The sequence below is a fragment of the Acinetobacter sp. UBA801 genome, from assembly GCA_002296655.1.
Taxonomy (GTDB): Bacteria; Pseudomonadota; Gammaproteobacteria; order Pseudomonadales; family Moraxellaceae; genus Acinetobacter.
In genome coordinates, this window is record DBIN01000037.1 from 1 (window position 1) to 17,493 (window position 17,493).

Annotated in this window: 17 protein-coding genes, 1 tRNA gene and 3 pseudogenes; 12 read left to right on the forward strand and 9 right to left on the reverse strand. The window is 41.6% G+C overall.

Translation table 11 applies throughout. The features are described from left to right. The 3 genes and pseudogenes from B2W49_RS07280 to B2W49_RS07290 all read right to left on the reverse strand — a co-directional run. Positions 1 to 168, reverse strand: a pseudogene (locus B2W49_RS07280) (IS5/IS1182 family transposase); the annotation flags it as partial. A 200-nt stretch (positions 169 to 368) separates the two neighbouring features. Next, positions 369 to 1,550, reverse strand: a complete 1,182-nt coding sequence (locus tag B2W49_RS07285) for an Arm DNA-binding domain-containing protein (protein ID WP_291337805.1) — start codon at positions 1,548 to 1,550, stop codon at positions 369 to 371. 12 nt (positions 1,551 to 1,562) lie between these two features. Continuing rightward, positions 1,563 to 1,772, reverse strand: coding sequence for a hypothetical protein (locus tag B2W49_RS07290; protein WP_004644831.1), 210 nt, complete (start codon positions 1,770 to 1,772; stop codon positions 1,563 to 1,565). A gap of 116 nt (positions 1,773 to 1,888) precedes the next feature. Here B2W49_RS07290 and B2W49_RS07295 point away from each other — a divergent pair, with 116 nt between their 5' ends. Beyond that, on the forward strand, positions 1,889 to 2,137 hold the full coding sequence (locus B2W49_RS07295; RefSeq protein ID WP_291337812.1) for a helix-turn-helix domain-containing protein: 249 nt from the start codon (positions 1,889 to 1,891) through the stop codon (positions 2,135 to 2,137). A gap of 247 nt (positions 2,138 to 2,384) precedes the next feature. Here the strand turns inward: B2W49_RS07295 and B2W49_RS07300 are convergent. Continuing rightward, positions 2,385 to 2,460 (reverse strand) — tRNA-Gly (locus tag B2W49_RS07300). Between the two features lie 236 nt (positions 2,461 to 2,696). On the opposite strand from B2W49_RS07300, the gene B2W49_RS07305 reads away from it, so the two are divergent. From B2W49_RS07305 to B2W49_RS07325, 5 genes are all read left to right on the forward strand, one after another. Beyond that, positions 2,697 to 3,008 (forward strand): BolA family protein, encoded by a 312-nt coding sequence (locus B2W49_RS07305; protein ID WP_291337814.1) that lies wholly within the window; start codon positions 2,697 to 2,699, stop codon positions 3,006 to 3,008. Positions 3,009 to 3,021: 13 nt separating this feature from the next. Then, a complete protein-coding gene (locus B2W49_RS07310; protein ID WP_291337815.1) occupies positions 3,022 to 3,414 on the forward strand; it encodes a SirB2 family protein in 393 nt (130 codons plus the stop codon). 189 nt (positions 3,415 to 3,603) lie between these two features. Beyond that, positions 3,604 to 4,440, forward strand: coding sequence for a ParA family protein (locus B2W49_RS07315; RefSeq protein WP_291337817.1), 837 nt, complete (start codon positions 3,604 to 3,606; stop codon positions 4,438 to 4,440). A gap of 13 nt (positions 4,441 to 4,453) precedes the next feature. After that, positions 4,454 to 4,849 carry a hypothetical protein gene (locus B2W49_RS07320; protein ID WP_291337819.1) on the forward strand — a complete coding sequence of 132 codons (396 nt, stop codon included), beginning with the start codon at positions 4,454 to 4,456 and terminating at the stop codon, positions 4,847 to 4,849. A 241-nt stretch (positions 4,850 to 5,090) separates the two neighbouring features. Then, positions 5,091 to 5,681 (forward strand): LysE family translocator, encoded by a 591-nt coding sequence (locus B2W49_RS07325; RefSeq protein ID WP_291337822.1) that lies wholly within the window; start codon positions 5,091 to 5,093, stop codon positions 5,679 to 5,681. A gap of 100 nt (positions 5,682 to 5,781) precedes the next feature. Here the strand turns inward: B2W49_RS07325 and B2W49_RS07330 are convergent, their stop codons facing one another. Beyond that, positions 5,782 to 6,417 (reverse strand): DedA family protein, encoded by a 636-nt coding sequence (locus B2W49_RS07330; RefSeq protein WP_236094330.1) that lies wholly within the window; start codon positions 6,415 to 6,417, stop codon positions 5,782 to 5,784. A gap of 267 nt (positions 6,418 to 6,684) precedes the next feature. On the opposite strand from B2W49_RS07330, the gene guaA reads away from it, so the two are divergent. Continuing rightward, entirely contained in the window at positions 6,685 to 8,253 is a 1,569-nt protein-coding gene (gene guaA / locus B2W49_RS07335) for a glutamine-hydrolyzing GMP synthase (protein ID WP_291337830.1), read from the forward strand. A 306-nt stretch (positions 8,254 to 8,559) separates the two neighbouring features. Here guaA and B2W49_RS07340 read toward each other — a convergent pair whose 3' ends face one another. After that, complete coding sequence (locus tag B2W49_RS07340; protein WP_291337831.1) at positions 8,560 to 9,852, reverse strand: GGDEF domain-containing protein; 1,293 nt, start codon at positions 9,850 to 9,852, stop codon at positions 8,560 to 8,562. Between the two features lie 249 nt (positions 9,853 to 10,101). Between B2W49_RS07340 and B2W49_RS07345 the strand changes: the two genes are divergently transcribed. From B2W49_RS07345 to B2W49_RS07355, 3 genes are all read left to right on the forward strand, one after another. Continuing rightward, complete coding sequence (locus B2W49_RS07345; protein WP_291337833.1) at positions 10,102 to 11,049, forward strand: pirin family protein; 948 nt, start codon at positions 10,102 to 10,104, stop codon at positions 11,047 to 11,049. Positions 11,050 to 11,085: 36 nt separating this feature from the next. Beyond that, positions 11,086 to 11,484: an OsmC family protein gene (locus B2W49_RS07350; RefSeq protein WP_086904897.1), complete on the forward strand. Its 399-nt coding sequence runs from the start codon at positions 11,086 to 11,088 to the stop codon at positions 11,482 to 11,484. Positions 11,485 to 11,607: 123 nt separating this feature from the next. Beyond that, positions 11,608 to 12,255, forward strand: a complete 648-nt coding sequence (locus tag B2W49_RS07355; protein ID WP_291337835.1) for a glutathione S-transferase — start codon at positions 11,608 to 11,610, stop codon at positions 12,253 to 12,255. A 98-nt stretch (positions 12,256 to 12,353) separates the two neighbouring features. Here B2W49_RS07355 and B2W49_RS07360 read toward each other — a convergent pair whose 3' ends face one another. Next, positions 12,354 to 12,962: an SPOR domain-containing protein gene (locus B2W49_RS07360; protein WP_291337838.1), complete on the reverse strand. Its 609-nt coding sequence runs from the start codon at positions 12,960 to 12,962 to the stop codon at positions 12,354 to 12,356. Between the two features lie 212 nt (positions 12,963 to 13,174). Next, positions 13,175 to 14,965, reverse strand: coding sequence for an arginine--tRNA ligase (gene argS, locus B2W49_RS07365; protein ID WP_291337840.1), 1,791 nt, complete (start codon positions 14,963 to 14,965; stop codon positions 13,175 to 13,177). A gap of 195 nt (positions 14,966 to 15,160) precedes the next feature. Here argS and B2W49_RS07370 point away from each other — a divergent pair, with 195 nt between their 5' ends. Further along, positions 15,161 to 15,442, forward strand: coding sequence for a DUF2798 domain-containing protein (locus tag B2W49_RS07370; protein ID WP_180169558.1), 282 nt, complete (start codon positions 15,161 to 15,163; stop codon positions 15,440 to 15,442). Positions 15,443 to 15,646: 204 nt separating this feature from the next. Next, a pseudogene (locus B2W49_RS07375) lies at positions 15,647 to 17,335 on the forward strand (NAD-dependent malic enzyme); the annotation flags it as partial. Positions 17,336 to 17,352: 17 nt separating this feature from the next. Here B2W49_RS07375 and B2W49_RS07380 read toward each other — a convergent pair. Continuing rightward, positions 17,353 to 17,493 (reverse strand): annotated as a pseudogene (locus B2W49_RS07380) (IS5/IS1182 family transposase); the annotation flags it as partial.

Consider the following 17,493-nt stretch of genomic DNA (forward strand, 5'->3'; position numbering starts at 1 on the left):
GATAGCTGCGTCGGAGTAGGTTTGATTTCGCCCTTGTTTGCCTATTGATGGAGCATACCATTGCGTAGCAGGATCAAACCAAATGGCAATATTTCCGCGACTCATGAGTGCTCGGTTATATGCGGGCCAATTGGTTGTGCGGTAGATTTTGTGTGCAGGCTTCTTCATTTGAAAATTATATCGCTGAAAAACCCTTTACAGATAGGTTTGTGCAACAAAGCCATTTTTAACCTTTTAATAGATGCAAAAGGGCTAGGTCATCAATTAGATGACCTTAGTTTTTTGATTTATGAGTTTGAAACTCCTGAATGAGCTCTCTCGCCACTGCATCAGCTTCCTGTGACACCACAACACCGCCAAAGAATGATTTAGTCATACTCATTCTCCATGTCTTTTAACTTTTCAAGCATGAGCTCAAAAGCACTGCCATCACGACGCGTAATATTAGGGACATAGCGACTGTAAACACGGAACAACATTTCAGTGGTTGAATGCCCCAATTGTTTGGCAATCCATTCTGGGTTTTCCCCAGCTGAGAGCCATAATGTCGCTGCAGTATGCCGTGTTTGATATGCACGACGACTTTTAAGACCTAAAAATCTTAATAATGGATGCCATACACGTCGATTCACTAAGCGATAGTCCAATGGATTGCCATTTCGCATAGAAAAAACGAATTCAGAGCGACTCTTGACAATGTTCTTTTGTTCTAAAAGAGCTTGATACACTCGTTCACTCATTTGGATGACACGGTCTGATCCATAGGTTTTGGTATCACCAAGTTTGCCGTTGACCAAAGCTTCTTTGATATAGATTTCGCGACGTTGAAAATTGACGTTATGCCACCGTAACCCATCAATTTCACTGGTACGCATACCTGTGAAGAAGCGAACGGTATAGTATGGTTTAAAATCATCGCGTACAGTCTCTAAGATCTTCTGTACTTCCTGTAAAGTGAAAGGTGTTACATCAATGCGACTTTCCTTTAGATTCTTAATATTTTTATATGGCGAAACAAAGCTGTATCGTTCCGCCGCATCATTAAGTATCATACGTAAAGGAGTCATGATCTGATTGATTCTGGACGCCTTCAGACTTGCTTGCTTTAAACCGTAATTCACTTTGGCGAGAGAGGAACGGAATTCAAGCAAGTCTGGCTTTTTTATCTGATCCAAGCACTGATGGCCTAATGCAGGGATCAAATAGTTGTTTAAAATAATCAGTACCTTTTCCTGGTAGGAACTGCGCCATTCAATTTTTTTCTCATTAAACCAAATATGCGCAAAATCCTTAAATAGGGGTGTTGATGAGCTCAGCACATCCTTGCGTTGCTGTATCACAGTAAACTGTGTAACACGTTTGCTTTTAGGGAAATATTTCGCATATTCGAAAGTACCTAAGGTGATTTCAGCCTCAAGTTGTTCCAAGCGTTTTTTGAGTAGTTTACGGTTTTGTGTTGTCGCTTCGAGACTGGTTGTTTCTCTGCAACGAACACCTTGATAACGGAAGTCTACTACGAGCTTTCCATAACGTTCCTGAATATTAGCCATATGCCGTACTCCTTATTGCAAAGTAGTTAGCCCAAGGCTTGTGAACTTCAACATATCTTCTTCAATACGTTCCCAAACAAACAAAATTTTGCGTCCACCGAATGGGCGGATGTAATGAATGCCCTCAAGGAAAATACTGTCCTTAAGTTGGTTACGGATGGTACGTGGGTCGTAATGAATTTTTTCAGCCAACTGTTGGGCTGTCATGTAGGTGTATGTCATAATCATATTCCTGTAAAACTTCATCGGATGTGGGGATAAATTGCATCCTTGAAGGTAAATTAACTTTAAAATTGCTTAAATGCAATGAAAAAGTAATCGGATTAGAGGAATTTATTGTGATTATTTGTAAACTTCCAACTCTTTTGGCTGCAAGAAGGATGAGAGTCGCGGATCTTATTCGTGGTACTGGTATTAATAAAACGACATTGCATAAGCTTTATAATGGTGATTTGACACGAATAGATTTCGATACTATTGATCGGGTATGTGATTTTTTAGATATACAGGTTGGAGAGTTATTTATATTTGAGCGAACAAATCATACATTGGTGCAGGGAAATAATAAGGATATAAGCAAGGAATAATAAGATACATAATCAATAATTTTTTATGTAATTACAAAAAAAGGCTTGATCAATTAGATTCAGCCCAGTACAGGAAGTAGCGAGTAAAAAAGTTGAGTCACTTTCTGGTCACCATTTGGTCACTAATTCCAAATGTAATATTCTGTTAACTTACTTTTTTATGTATCAGATTTTTTGATTTATAAAAATATTTATTAAAATCAACAATAAAAAAAGCCCCAATCTTTCGATTAGGGCTTTTTGAATTTGGAGCGGGAAACGAGACTCGAACTCGCGACCCCAACCTTGGCAAGGTTGTGCTCTACCAACTGAGCTATTCCCGCATGCGGTGTATAATACATGATGAAAAAATAGGGTCAATCCATTTATGCAAAAAATTAGCTTAATTGCATAAATAAACGACATTTTTTAGAACAACTGGCGATGAGATCGCCAAATTTAAGTAGAAAAACACGCTGTAACGGCACGAAGCACGAATGATTCTACCAAAGTGCTGAGAATTGTATAGAACGCAGTTATACTGCTAGGCAGCCTTTAAACCATTTTGGGAAATACAATCATGAGTTTAGAACAACAATTGTTACAACGCTTAGCTGCTTTAAATCCAAGTCATTTAGAAGTTGTGAATGAATCTGCAGGGCATGGCGGTTATTTCCCAGGAAAAGAATCCCATTTTAAAGTGGTGATGGTCAGTGATGCTTTTCAGGGCTTACGTTCGGTACAACGTCATCAAAAAATTTATGCTGCTGTGGGTGACTTACTTGCGCCAAGTAAAATTCATGCACTGGCAATTCATGCCTTTGTCGCCTCTGAGTGGCAAGGCCAAGATACGTCTAGCCCTGAATGTGCACATGCACCAAAAAATGCGTAAGGGAAGGCTATAGATGGAAAATTTATCAATGCTGAACAACATTCACGTTGCTGCAGTGGCTTTGTTGCTGTTGGTGATAGTGGTGCGTGCCATGACTTTATTTAAAGGCACATTGAATCACTCTCCAAACCCTAAAGCATGGAAAGTCTTTGTGGCTTTACAGCATTCGGCACTCACGTTGATTGTGGTGACAGGAGTCATTGCCTTATTTCTGAAGGATTTTCAGGTCGAAGCTTGGTTTTATGCCAAAATTATTTTATTTTTTGTGATGCTTTCTTCTTTGATTAAAGCGTATAAAAAAGATGAGCGTATTTTGTTGATTCAACGTCGTGTGGGTTGGGGCTTAGCCCTAGTCGCATTTTTTGCCATTTTAGGTTTGGTGATGTTAAAACCAAGCTTTGGTTAAGTCAGCAGGTTTAACTGTGGATGTTGCTTGTGGATGCAAACTCACGCGTATTGAATGTATGTAAATATCGACAAGAGAGAGTTTGTATATTTGAGCACTGGTGAATTGTTAGACATAATTTGGCAAGAATATTTACAGCTCAGTTAAACTGAAGCGATGTCACAACAAAAATTGAAAAGAGGGGCGGCAATGCGCACACGTGTGGTGTTTAATCAGAAAGGTGGTGTTGGAAAATCCAGTATTACCGTCAATTTGGCTGCAATTAGTGCGCATCAGGGTTTAAAAACTTTGGTGATTGACCTTGACCCGCAAGCCAACTCTAGCCAATATTTATTGGGTGATGATGCTACTTATTCTGCCGATAAGCCTGCGCTTGAACCCAACATCGAAAATTATTTTGAAGAAGTGTTGGGTGCAAATCAATCCAAAGGTTTATTGGGCAATGCCTTAGGCTCAATTTTAAAAAACCGCAGCAAAGGTTTAGAAGCCTTTGTGCATCAGTCACCATTTAAAAATTTGGATGTGATTCCTGCCAGTCCACAATTGGGCGGTTTGGCACATGCACTTGAATCGAAACATAAAATTTACAAGCTGCGCGATGCCTTGCAACAATTGTCCGATCAATATGACCGCGTATTTATTGATACTCCGCCTGCATTTAACTTTTTCACCTTGTCGGCATTAATTGCGGCAGATCGGGTGCTTATTCCATTTGACTGCGATGTCTTTTCTAAACGCGCTTTGCAAAGCCTAATTGAAAATGTGCTGGAAACTCAAGATGATCACAATGCAAACTTACAAATTGAAGGCATTGTGGTGAATCAATATCAGGCACAGGCCAAGTTACCGCGTGAAGTGGTGCAGCAACTTAAAGATGAAGGTTTGCCTGTTTTGAATAGCATGTTACCGCCTTCGGTATTGATGAAAGAATCACATCATAAAAATTTGCCATTAATTCATTTGGCAACAGATCATAAATTGACGCAGGCCTATCAATCGTTGTTCAATGAAATTGAGCAAGCGTGATACAGAGGTAGACATGAAAACATTTGCAATTGGTCTTGTCGCGGCAAGTAGTTTATTGCTTGGGGCTTGTGCGACCACAGTCAAACCTAGCTATGTGCCGCCTACACATTATCAAGCTTTGAATTGCCAACAATTACAAAGTGAATATAACCGTATTCAGCAATATATTGAAAGCGGTGTCGAAGCGCCAAAACGTACAGGCGTTGGTGTGGGTATCGGTTTAGGCGGTGGTTGGGGTAGCCGTGGCGGTTGGGGTGTTGCACCGAGTGTTTCAGTTAATATGGGACAGTCGTCCAATACCAAAAGAACAGAATTGGCACGTCTTTTAGGTGAGCAAGAAGCCATTGTGCAAGCAGCAAAATTTAAAGCTTGCCCGATTATTGTCAAACTCAAACCTGCAACCTCTTAAGTTTTAGGGTTTGCGAGTATTTTGTCTATGGTGCTGCCATATGTGCAGCAGCATTGCTTAAAAAATGTAGCAATATAATTCAAGATTGATCTCAATCTAATATTTTAAAAACAAAAACTTAATTTTATTTTCTGTTCTATTAATACCCTTGGGTCAGTCCTGCTAGATAGAAAAACTTGTCATTTTCAATGGCTTTCATATAAGGTGTGCTCCTATTTTTGATTCGCATGCTCTGGTGTTTATGATTGAAAGTTGGCTCTTTGTCCTAGCAATGATTGGGGTCTTGATGATTCCTGGCCCGACCAATGCGCTATTGGCAAGCTCAGCCCACCAACAAGGCATTGCCAAAACCAGTCTGCTGATTCCCGCAGAGTTTTTGGGTTATATGTATGCCATTAGTTTGTGGGCGTTATTCATTCATTTGAGTGCGCCAATTTGGCCTTATTTAATTGATATTCTGCATGTTTTAAGTGCGGGTTATGTATTTTGGATGGCTTTTCATTTATGGAAGCAGTCGCATTTAGAACAACATTGTCAAAAACACCCCACCATTCGCCCCGTACAATTATTTTTTTCGACTTTTAAAAACCCGAAGGCCTTGTTATTTGCTGCAGGTATTTTTCCTGTAGAAACTTGGGATAACCCGACTAACTTCGCCATGGTTTATGTCTTATTCGGTCTAGTTTTATTGCCAACAGCGTTATTTTGGATGTCTTTAGGGCGGGCAGTTTTGGCGCGAGAAACCAATAAAATGACGGCAAACCTATTATATAAAGGCTCGGCTTTGCTGTTGGTGGTGTGTATGCTGCCTGTGGTAGCACGTTTTTTCTAAAGATTTAGAGAGCAATTTGCTGAGTTGAACAATCATCTCAGCTGTTTTGAATGGATGAGGGTGGCGCTGTTCAACAGGCATGCCCAAAGAATTACACAACTTAAGCAGGTTTTTTCTTGAGTTTTTGGCGAATAAAACCAATCACACCAGGCAAAACACTTAAAATAATAATGCCAAAAATTAAATAGGTGAAATTGTCTTTCACAATTGGCATATTGCCAAACAAATAACCGAGCGTGATAAACGACGCGATCCAGCAAAAAGCACCAATCACGTTATAGGTTAGGAAGTATTTATAATTCATGCTGCCTGCACCTGCCACAAAAGGCGCAAAGGTACGCGCAAAAGGCACAAAACGCGCAAAAATAATGGTTTTTCCGCCGTGTCGCTCAAAAAACTTTTGGGTTTCGATCAAATGTTTTTTATTGATAAAACGTGATTCCAGCTCGAAAACCCGTGGACCAATATACTTACCAATGTGGTAATTCAAGGTGTCGCCGAGTACTGCAGCAGTAAACAATAAAATACCCAAAATCCAAGGATCCATTACTCCTGTCGATGCAGCCAGTGCGCCTGCCGCGAACAGCAAACTATCACCCGGTAAAAACGGCATAACCACCAAGCCTGTTTCTACAAAAATAATCAGGAATAAAATAGCGTAAATCCACACCCCATATTGGGTGATGAATTCGAGCAAATGCTCATCGACGTGCAAGATAAAATCAATCAGTTCCATGAGAAAAAACAAGCGAAAGTGTGCTCAAATCCTAGCAGTCCAGACGTTGAAAGTCAGTATAAAAGTTAAATAATTATTAGAGGAATTTAAGAGTAATAAATTACATTCTTGGCTCTGTTCTAAAAATGCAACAGGTTATCTCACTTGAGCGGATAATCTATAGAATAAAAAATATCCAGATTCAGTATTGTCTGAATAGTGTGCGCAAGGCGTGGAAAAATGCTAGAATAGCGCGCTTAATTCGTTTGCCTTTCATAGTTGTTTGTCATGACTACCAATACTCAAATTACTGAAGATCGTATCCTGATTCTGGATTTCGGTTCGCAATATAGTCAGCTTATCGCGCGTCGTGTGCGTGAAGCGGGCGTATATTCTGAAATGTATGCCTACGATATGTCTGAAGAAGACATTCGTGCATTTAATCCAAACGGTATTATCTTATCGGGTGGACCTGAAAGTGTTCATCAAGCGGGTAGTCCACGTGCACCTGAAATCGTATTTAACTTAGGCGTACCTGTATTGGGAATCTGCTATGGTTTACAGACCATGGCAGAACAATTGGGCGGTAAAGTTGAAGCGGGTACAGTGCATGAATTCGGTTATGCCGAAGTCGATATTTTGGTGCGTGACAAACTGATTGGTAACTTGCAAGACCGTGAAAACCAATTGCACGTTTGGATGAGCCATGGCGATAAAGTGGCACGCATTCCAGAAGGCTTCCAAATTACTGCAAGCACGCCAAGCTGCCCAGTGGCGATGATTTCTGATGAAACCCGCCGTTTCTATGGAATTCAGTTCCACCCAGAAGTGACACACACTGCTAAAGGTGCAGAGTTATTGTCTAACTTTGTACATCAAATTTGTGGATGTCGCGGTTTATGGACACCAGAACACATCATCGATCTGCGTGTAGAACAATTACGTCAGCAAATTGGCGATGAAAAAGTATTGCTAGGTTTATCTGGTGGTGTGGATTCCTCTGTGGTTGCAGCTTTGTTGCATAAAGCCATTGGCGATCAATTAACATGTGTATTTGTTGACAATGGCTTATTACGCTTGAACGAAGGCGATCAAGTGATGCAAATGTTTGCAGAAAACATGGGTATTCGCGTGATTCGTGCCGATGCAGAACAACGCTTCCTCAGCGCGTTGGCAGGTGAAGTCGATCCTGAGAAAAAACGTAAAATTATTGGTCGAGAATTTATTGAAGTTTTCGCTGAAGAAGCACGTAAACTCGATGGCGTGAAATTCTTAGCACAAGGTACGATTTACCCAGACGTGATTGAATCGGCAGCCAGCAAACAAGGTAAAGCGCACGTGATTAAGTCACACCATAACGTGGGTGGTTTACCAGAAGATTTAGCCTTTGAATTGGTTGAACCTTTACGTGATTTATTTAAAGATGAAGTGCGTAAACTCGGCACGACTTTAGGCTTGCCACACAGCATGATTTACCGTCATCCATTCCCTGGTCCTGGTTTGGGTGTACGTATTTTGGGTGAAGTGAAAAAAGAATATGCAGACATTTTACGTCTAGCTGATGACATTTTCATGCAGGAATTGCGTGCAAGTGGTTGGTATGACAAAACGGCACAAGCGTTTGCAGTATTCCAACCTGTGAAATCTGTGGGTGTCGTCGGTGATGGTCGTCGTTATGCATGGGTAATTGCACTTCGTGCCGTAGAAACGGTGGACTTTATGACCGCACGTTTCGCACACTTACCGTACGATTTGGTCGACAAAATCTCTACCCGCATCATGAATGAAATTGCAGACGTTTCACGTGTCACTTATGACGTATCGTCTAAACCACCTGCAACAATTGAATGGGAGTAATTCAGGGATTTCGGACAGCACTGCTGTCCGCCTGAATTACGCCAAGCGCTATGCGCGCGGCAGCTAGGGGTTTCAAGCAGCACTGCTACTTGCCAGTTTTACGGCAAGGGCTGTGCGCGTGACAGCTAGAGATTTCACGAAGCATTGCTTCGTGTCTGAATTACGTCATGAGCCTATTTTAAAGCACAGCTATTTAAAATAGGCGCAAGATGCGCGCAGCGGCAGGTTTCCAAGCAGGGCTTTTAAACATACGCTAGCTAGATACCCAAAAAAATGAGCACGTAATGTGCTCATTTTTTAAATTAATTAGATCATCCAAGATTTAACTTCTTTTTTTAAAATTGGTTCGGGTGGCTCAGACATTCCCACATCATAACTGATCACACAATTACGCCCACTTTGTTTGGCTTGGTAAAGTGCTATATCAGCTTCCTTAATCAACAGTTGTAAGTCAGTTTGTTGCGGTTTTAAACTTGATACACCAATCGACACGGTAAAATTAAAGCATTTATTGCCTATACACATTTGGTGCTGTGCAATTTTTTGTCTTAAACGCTCTGAAATCACCAGTGCTTCATCCAAACTGGTTTCGCTGAGCAGGGCAATAAATTCCTCGCCACCAAAGCGTGCCAAAATATCTTTACGACGCATCTCTTTACGGGCAATTTCAGCAATATTTTGCAGCACCCGATCTCCAACATCATGCCCATAGGTATCATTAATTTGTTTAAAGAAATCTACATCAAACATCAATAAACAGATCGAATTCGATTTAGGCCATTGGTGAATTTTATGTTCCGCCATGTGCACAAATTGCCGACGGTTATTCAGTTGGGTTAGTTCATCGGTATGGGCTAAGGCTTGCAGGGTATGGAAATTCCAGTCATCCAGCAAACTGCGCAAAAAGTGGTGGCGCGCATTGAGGGTATTGCTCCAGCTAATATACAAACTGAGTAACCACATGGGGATATAGACCACCATAAAAATGAGTGCATCTTGTAGCGTTGTTAAGGAGATGGCACTTAGAAAAATCAGTACACTCATGAGCAGTGAATTGTATAGTGCAGGTCGGAAACGTACCTGAATACACAGATTAGCCATCACCACATAAATAACCGCAGCATAAAGATAGTAGCCGACCCACGGACTGTGGGATTGCGACAAAATATAAAACCAGACACCACAACACAATGTAGCGCTGATGGGTAAGATTAAATCTAAAAGCTGAATATCTTTGACGTATTTAAAGCAAAAATAATTACCTACCAATGCAAGAGTTACGGCAAACACACGCATAATGCCCGAAAGCAGACTGACGTCTGGAATCACAAAATAATCGACAAAGAAATACAGTAAGAAAACCATTTGCCCAATGTAATTGACCTGACGCAAATAACGACGTTGATGTAAATATTGATATTGGTCAAAGTGGGCTTCAAATTTTGGTGGGAGAGGCGCAGTCGGGTGCTGCAATGCTGTTTCAATTGCCTGTCGGTTTTCCAGATCGCATTCAGTCACTTTTAATAATTTGGCTGAAGCTTCTTGGTCGCTTAAAACTTTCGAATGAAACTGTTGCCCCATTCGAGCTTTCACAGACATTACGATACTGACCCAAAATAACAACTTACACAGAAATTATGCCCAAAATGTTGAAAAATTGACCTCCCTAAATTTGGGTATTTTCTGTATTTTTTTAAATTTTTGATCAAAATTGCCAATTTGGTCATCTATACAATGAGTTGCTACGGCTGTAATCACTTATAAAACAAATAGGGTCTTGCTCTTCACTATCAATTTAGCGTATTTAATAGTAAAAGAATCAAAAGCTGTAGCTTTAAGGAGCACAGGATGAGCAATAGCAATTATACCGAGCTCTCCAATTCAGACGATTGCGACAAGTACATAAAGCAATTTATACAGGAATTTCCACTGCGTAATGCTGAAATTGGACAGGGAACTTTAATCAAACGTGCCCTACCGAGTCGACATAAACGCATGATTGGCGCATGGTGTTTTCTGGATCATGCAGGTCCTGTGAGCTTTCCGCAAGGTGAAGGTTTAGATATTGGTCCACATCCACATATTGGTTTGCAAACCTTTACTTGGATGATTGAAGGGACAATCATGCACACCGATAGTTTGGGCACCAAGCAGTTGATACGTCCGAAACAGGTCAATTTAATGACCGCAGGTTATGGCATTTCGCATACCGAAGTTGCGCCTGAAACTGAAACCCATATGCATACCGCTCAATTATGGATTGCATTGCCTGATGATCAGCGCAATATGGCACCGCGCTTTGACCATTACCCCGACTTGCCGGTGATACACCAAGATGGTTTGGAGTTTACCATTTTGGTGGGTGAATTTTTAAACACGACTTCACCTGTACGCGTGCATAGTGAATTGCTCGGGGTCGATATTAGCGCAAGCACATCGAATAAAACCCGTTTAGCACTCAATCCTAAATTCGAATATGGTTTGATGATGTTAGAGGGGACAGCCACATTGCATGGGCATGAACTGACCGATGAAAATATGTTACTGCTTGAACCTGGGCTGACTGAAATTGAATTGCATGTGCATGCAGGTGCACGGCTATTACTTTTAGGTGGTTTGCCGTTTGAATCGCCCATTTTATTATGGTGGAATTTGGTTGGCCGTACCCAAGAAGAATTAGAACTTGCTCGGGAGCAATGGGTCAATCAAGATCCGCGTTTTGGTTCAATTCCAGATTATGACGGACCACGTTTAGAAGCACCGACTTTTCCCGCAAGAATTCGGGCTTCGAAATAAATTCTAGCAAAGCAGATCACTACAGGGAGCAAGCAGATGGCAATGATTGGAACAGCACAGGTACACAGTTTAGAGGCAGCCTGGCAAGGTCAACTGCAAAGCGGAGAGCATCAATTTATTGTGGATGAGCCTGAGTCGTTGGGTGGTCATGATACAGGCCCCGCTCCCTATGATTTGCTTTGTAGTGCTCTAGTCGCCTGTACTATGATTACCTTGCGTATGTATTCACAGCATAAAGGATTAGATTTTGGCAAAATTCAAGTTGAGGCTCATTTTTTTGCCAATAAAGAAGGGCAGGAATGGGTCGAGCGTCAGGTGATCATTGAACAGCCTTTAGATGCAGAGTTACAACAGAAAGTGCTGAATATCTGCCAAAAAACCCCTGTCACCAAAACGCTGCTACGCAGTATGGAAATTCGTACTGAATTTGGTTAAACAGAGGTTGAATCCATCTCTTATAAATAGCCCTCTAGGACAGATCTTTTTTATAATGTTGCGTAAAATAGAAGATATACAATCACTCAAAAACATAGGCAATAAAACAAAATAGGACGTTTTATGATTACCTTACACCACCTTGATCAATCCCGCTCTTTCCGCATTTTGTGGGCCCTTGAAGAGTTGGGCTTAGACTATGATATCAAGTTTTATCACCGTCAGCCCAATTTTAGTGCGCCTAATGAATTAAAGCTGATTCACCCATTGGGTAAAGCGCCAATTTTAACTGATGCAGAGCAGACCATCGCAGAATCTGCAGTAATTTTGGAATACTTGCAGCAGCAATATGATTTGCAAGCGCAGTTTAAACCGCAGCAGACTTCAGCACAGCAAGCCTATCAATACTGGATGCATTATGCCGAAGGTTCATTAATGCCATTGTTAGTGATGCAGTTGGTATTGACCAAAGTGCCACAGCAAGTGCCATGGTTAGTTCGACCAGTGGCAAACAAAATTAGTGCAGGTATTAAAGCAGGATTTATTCAGCCTCGTTTAAAAGATCATATTGCTTATTTGGAAGCTTATTTGTCTGAACATGATTATTTTGCAGGCAAATTTTCTTTTGCCGATATTCAAATGAGTTTCCCTCTTCAGGCACTGCAAAGCCGTACAGGGCATCGTTATCCACAGATTGCAGCTTATTTGGCACGCGTGGAACAGCGTCCTGCATTTCAATCTGCACGTGAACGTGAGCAGCAATTACTGTAACAACTCTAGCGATGTTTCTTATGCGTATATGATTCTGCACCCCAAAAAAGATGCCGTGGCATCTTTTTTAACTGATCTTATTTATTGGTAAACTAGGCTTAGCGTTTCACTACAATCGAATCAATGCCGCTATGCTGCAGAGTTTGCTGGGCAATCACTGCCGCTTCTGCGGAGTCATAAGGACCTGAAATCACACGATACCATGTTTCGCCACCGTCGGTACTTTTCACTACATCAGCAGATAAACCATTCAAAATAATTTCAGCACGACGTGCATCGGCAGCATCTGGGTCGGTATAACTGCGTACTTGCAAAATATAGCTGGCTTTGACCACAGGAGCAGACATTTCAGATAAACCGACATTGGCTTCACTGGCAGCAGGTGCTTCTACCGCAACAGGTGCTTCAACAATAACTACGGTATTTTGTTGCTGTGTTTCAGGAACCGCTTGCTCAGGAATAGGCGTGACCTGTTGCTGTGGTAGCAAATCGTAAAAACGATAGTCTTTGTTGGTATCTTCTTGATAATGTTCTGAACTGATTTGACCTTTGGGTTGCACAGGTGCCCACGGTTTCCAAAGCATTAAAGCCACAGCAAAACACAACAGTACTAAAACGACCACGAGCGTGCCTAACCATGCAGGAATCAGTGGTTTTTTGGGCTTATTGGGGCGCTCAGATACACCGCGTTGCGTTTTTCCAAACACGAGGAAACCTCTTTATTGTCAGCAATACCAGAAATTTTTTTGGACTAATTATTTTTGTATGTGGCCTGAATAAATTTAAGCAACATACGATCAAGATAAAGAATCGCTTTGCAAAGTTCAAGCATTGCAAAGCGAGAAACACATCAGTGTTGAGATCAAGATCTCAAGCATCAATTTTCAGTCTTGCGACCCTCGACGCTTTACTAAGCGAATTACATCGTTTCAGGTGCAGAAACACCCAATAATTCTAAACCATTGCGCAAGACTTGTTTCACGTTAACTGAGAGCAATAAACGCGCCTGAGTCAAGGCTGCATCATCATTCAGCACTTTATGCTCGTTGTACCAACCATGGAACAAGGCAGCTAATTCTTTCAAATAGTTACCTACCTGATGCGGTTCGTGGCTGTTGGCAGCACGCACTAAAATTTCAGGATAGGCTGCCAATTTGGCTAAAATTTCAGTTTCAGCATCTAGCTCAAGTTTTGCAGCAAATTGACGTGCCTCGCCAGCATCAAAATTGAGCTGTAATGCCGCTGCTTTTTCGAGCATACGACAAATACGCGCATGGGCATATTGAATATAGTACACCGCATTGTCTTTACTTTGCGAAACGGCTAAATCTAGGTCAAAGTCAATGTGTTGCTCAGATTTACGCATCACATAATAGAAACGCGCAGCATCGTTACCGACTTCTTTACGCAAGTCGCGTAAGGTCACGTATTGACCCGAGCGAGATGACATTTGCACCATTTCACCGCCACGCCATAAACTTACAAACTGCACCAACAGCACGGTGAGTTTTTTCGAGTCATAGCCGAGCGCGTCAATCGCCGCCTTTACACGTGAAATGTAGCCGTGGTGATCTGAACCCCAAATATCAATTAGGTCCGTATAGCCACGTTGTAATTTATTTAGGTGATAAGCAATGTCTGAAGCAAAGTAAGTGGTTTGACCATTACGGCGTTTCACTACACGGTCTTTTTCATCGCCAAATTCAGTTGATTTAAACCAGATATTGCCGTCTTGTTCGTACAGATAACCACGTTGATCTAGGGTTTGCAGAGCTTCTTCAATTTTTTCAGTCAATGATGCCTCACTAAACCATTGGTTAAAGGTCACGCCAAACTCGCCCAAGTCATCTTGAATGTCGGCCAAAATGGCGTTCAAGGCAGCTTGGTGGAACACGCGATAGTCATCGCCCAAAAGGTTTTGTGAATTGAAGATCAAACCATCAATGTGTTTTTCTTTATCGCCCGATAGCACCACTTTGTTGCCATCGGCATCGAGTTCTGCAGCATATTGCACATCTTCAGGTACATTGTTATATACATCTGCAACAGAGCGTACGTGGCGTTCACCCTCTTGTTCTAAAATGCTTTGTGCAATGTCTTTGACATAGTCGCCTTGGTAAGCATTTTTCGGGAAAACCAGGGTTTGTCCCGCCAGTTGCAAATAACGCAAATAAGTCGAAGTTGCCAATATATCCATTTGACGACCTGCGTCGTTGACATAGTATTCACGCTCAACTTTGGCACCTGTGGCTTCAAGTAAGTTGGCAACGGTCATGCCGTAAGCTGCACCACGACCATGTCCTACGTGCAGGCTTGAAGTCGGGTTGGCAGAAACGAATTCGACCTGAATACGTTTTTGAGCATTGACTTGGCTGCGGCCAAAATTTTGTTGTTGTGCCTGAATTTGATCTAAAACGCTAAAACGCTGATTGGCATTTAAAAAGAAGTTAATAAAGCCTGGTCCTGCAATTTCTGCTTTGCTAATGTCCGCCACTTCAGGCAGTGCAGCAAGAACTTTTTCGGCTAAATCGCGCGGCTTCATACCCGCAGCTTTAGAGGCAATCATGGCAATATTCGATGCGAAATCGCCGTGGCTGCGGTCTTTGGTACGGGTTAAATTACTCGTATTGTTCCAGTCAGATGGGAGTACACCTTCAGCTTGAAGGGATTGCACTGCATGCTCGAGCGCTGCTTGTATTGCCGTATTCATATTGAGTCGAAAAATAGATGTGCAGAAAAACGCTAAATATAGCAAATTTCAGGGGCTTTAGGGGAATGCAATTGTATGCTTTATCGAATTTTGCGGTCGGTGGATCTAAAGCAATAAATTGCCTGAAAGATCATCCTTTCTTTAAGTAATTCATGGCATAGTATCTGCCAATAACGTCAGGCAAAAGGCGATGGCATGAAACAACGTGCAATGATTTTTGGCAATGTGCCCAAATTACCTATGAAATGGGCCACCGTGGTGATTCCTTTCTTTTTATCGTGTTTGATGAGTGGCATCATTTCCTTCATCAATATGATTCGGAATTTAGGCTGGATAGATGGTTTTTTTACACTCTGGTTCAATAACTGGATGATTTCTTGGGCCTTTGCTTTTCCAGTGGTGTTGTTTGTTTTGCCAATGGTGCGTAAGTTCGCCAGCCTGATTGTCGATATGTCGCCTTTACAGCCTCCGAAATAATCGTGCTTGTATTGTTCTCTATTTCAGTTGATTCAAAGAGCGCAGCATTCAAAAACATAACGTTATCAGAAATAAAAATCATTCAGATTTGGTTATCAAACTTCTAAATGCCTGCTTTACTGCAAAAGGGGCTAAGCTAGTCAGATGTCTGATGGCGTATCTCAATCTATGCGCCATTCGCAACTGATTAGAATGAGATGAACAATGACCACCGTAAATCTGCAGCAAAAACGTCCTTTATATATTCCCTACGCTGGCAACAGCCTTTTAGAACTACCTTTATTAAACAAAGGTTCTGCATTTTCTGAAGAAGAACGTACGCGTTTTAACCTGCATGGTTTAATTCCACATGTAATTGAAAATATTGAAGAACAAACTCAGCGTTCTTATCAGCAATATTGTGCTTTTAGTGATGCGATCAACAAACATATTTATTTACGCAACATTCAAGACACCAATGAAACCCTGTTTTATCACTTAATTGAGCAGCATTTGAATGAGATGATGCCGATTATTTATACCCCAACGGTGGGTGAAGCATGTCAGCGTTTTTCCGATATTTATCGCCGTCATCGTGGTATTTTTATTTCGTACCCTGACCGCGCCCACATTGACGATATTGTGCAAAACATCAATAAAAAGAATGTCAAAGTGATTGTGATTACCGATGGTGAGCGTATTTTAGGTCTGGGTGATCAGGGCATTGGTGGCATGGGCATTCCAATTGGGAAACTGTCTTTATATACCGCTTGTGGTGGTATTAGCCCTGCTTATACCTTGCCCATTACCCTCGATGTTGGTACCAATAACCCGCAATTGCTGAATGACCCAATTTATATGGGCTGGAATCAGCCGCGTATCAATGGTGAGGAATATTATCAATTTGTCGATCAAGTGCTAGATGCGGTGAAACGTCGCTGGCCAAAAGCATTGATTCAATTTGAAGATTTTGCTCAGAAAAATGCCATGCCGTTATTAAACAAATATCGTGATCAAATTTGCTGTTTTAATGATGATATTCAAGGTACGGCAGCAGTTTCTGTGGGCAGTTTAATTGCAGCATCACGGGCTGCGGGCAAACAATTGAAAGATCAAATCATTGCCTTTTTGGGCGCAGGTTCGGCAGGTTGTGGTATTGCCGAACAAATTGTGGCGCAAATGGTGGTCGAAGGTCTAAGCGATGCTGAAGCGCGCGCGCGCGTATTTATGGTAGACCGTTTTGGCTTGTTTACCGATAATCAGCCGAATTTGCTCGACTTCCAAAGCAAACTGGCACAAAGCACAGAACGTGTCACAGCTTGGGGCAATGCCGAAGGCATTATTTCATTATTGGATGTGATTCAGCATGCCAAACCAACCGTGTTGATAGGCGTGTCTGGGCAACCGGGTTTATTTACTGAAGAAGTGATTAAAGCTTTGGCTGCCAATTGCGAGCGTCCAATTGTATTGCCATTGTCAAATCCAACCTCACAAGTCGAAGCATTTCCTGCCGATATTTTGGAATGGACGGAAGGTAAGGCACTGATTGCTACAGGCAGTCCATTTGAACCAGTGAATTATCAGGGCAAAATTTATAATATTTCGCAGTGCAACAACTCTTATATTTTCCCAGGCATTGGTTTAGGCGTGATAGCTGCGGGTGCAACACGGGTGACTGACAGTATGCTTATTGCATCAAGTAATGCTTTGGCAGATTGTTCACCATTGCTGAAAGACCCGAATGCAGATTTGTTGCCAGATTTAAATGAAATTCAGCAAGTTTCTAAGTTTATTGCTTTTAAAGTGGCAAAAGCTGCAATGGATGCAGGCGTCGCACCAGCGTTGGATGATCAAGCTTTGCAACTGGCAATTGAAGCGAATTTCTGGAAGCCTGAATATCGTGATTATAAGCAGACCTCTTGCGAAAGTCGTTATTGCAATTTCATCCGGTTTACCAGTGCAGCGATTAAGTTAATGCGTAAACCGAATCTTTTTCGTCTATTTCGATAGCGTTCACTTAGTATTCTAAATCTTTTCAATTGATTATTAATATGTTCGATTACAACTCGTAT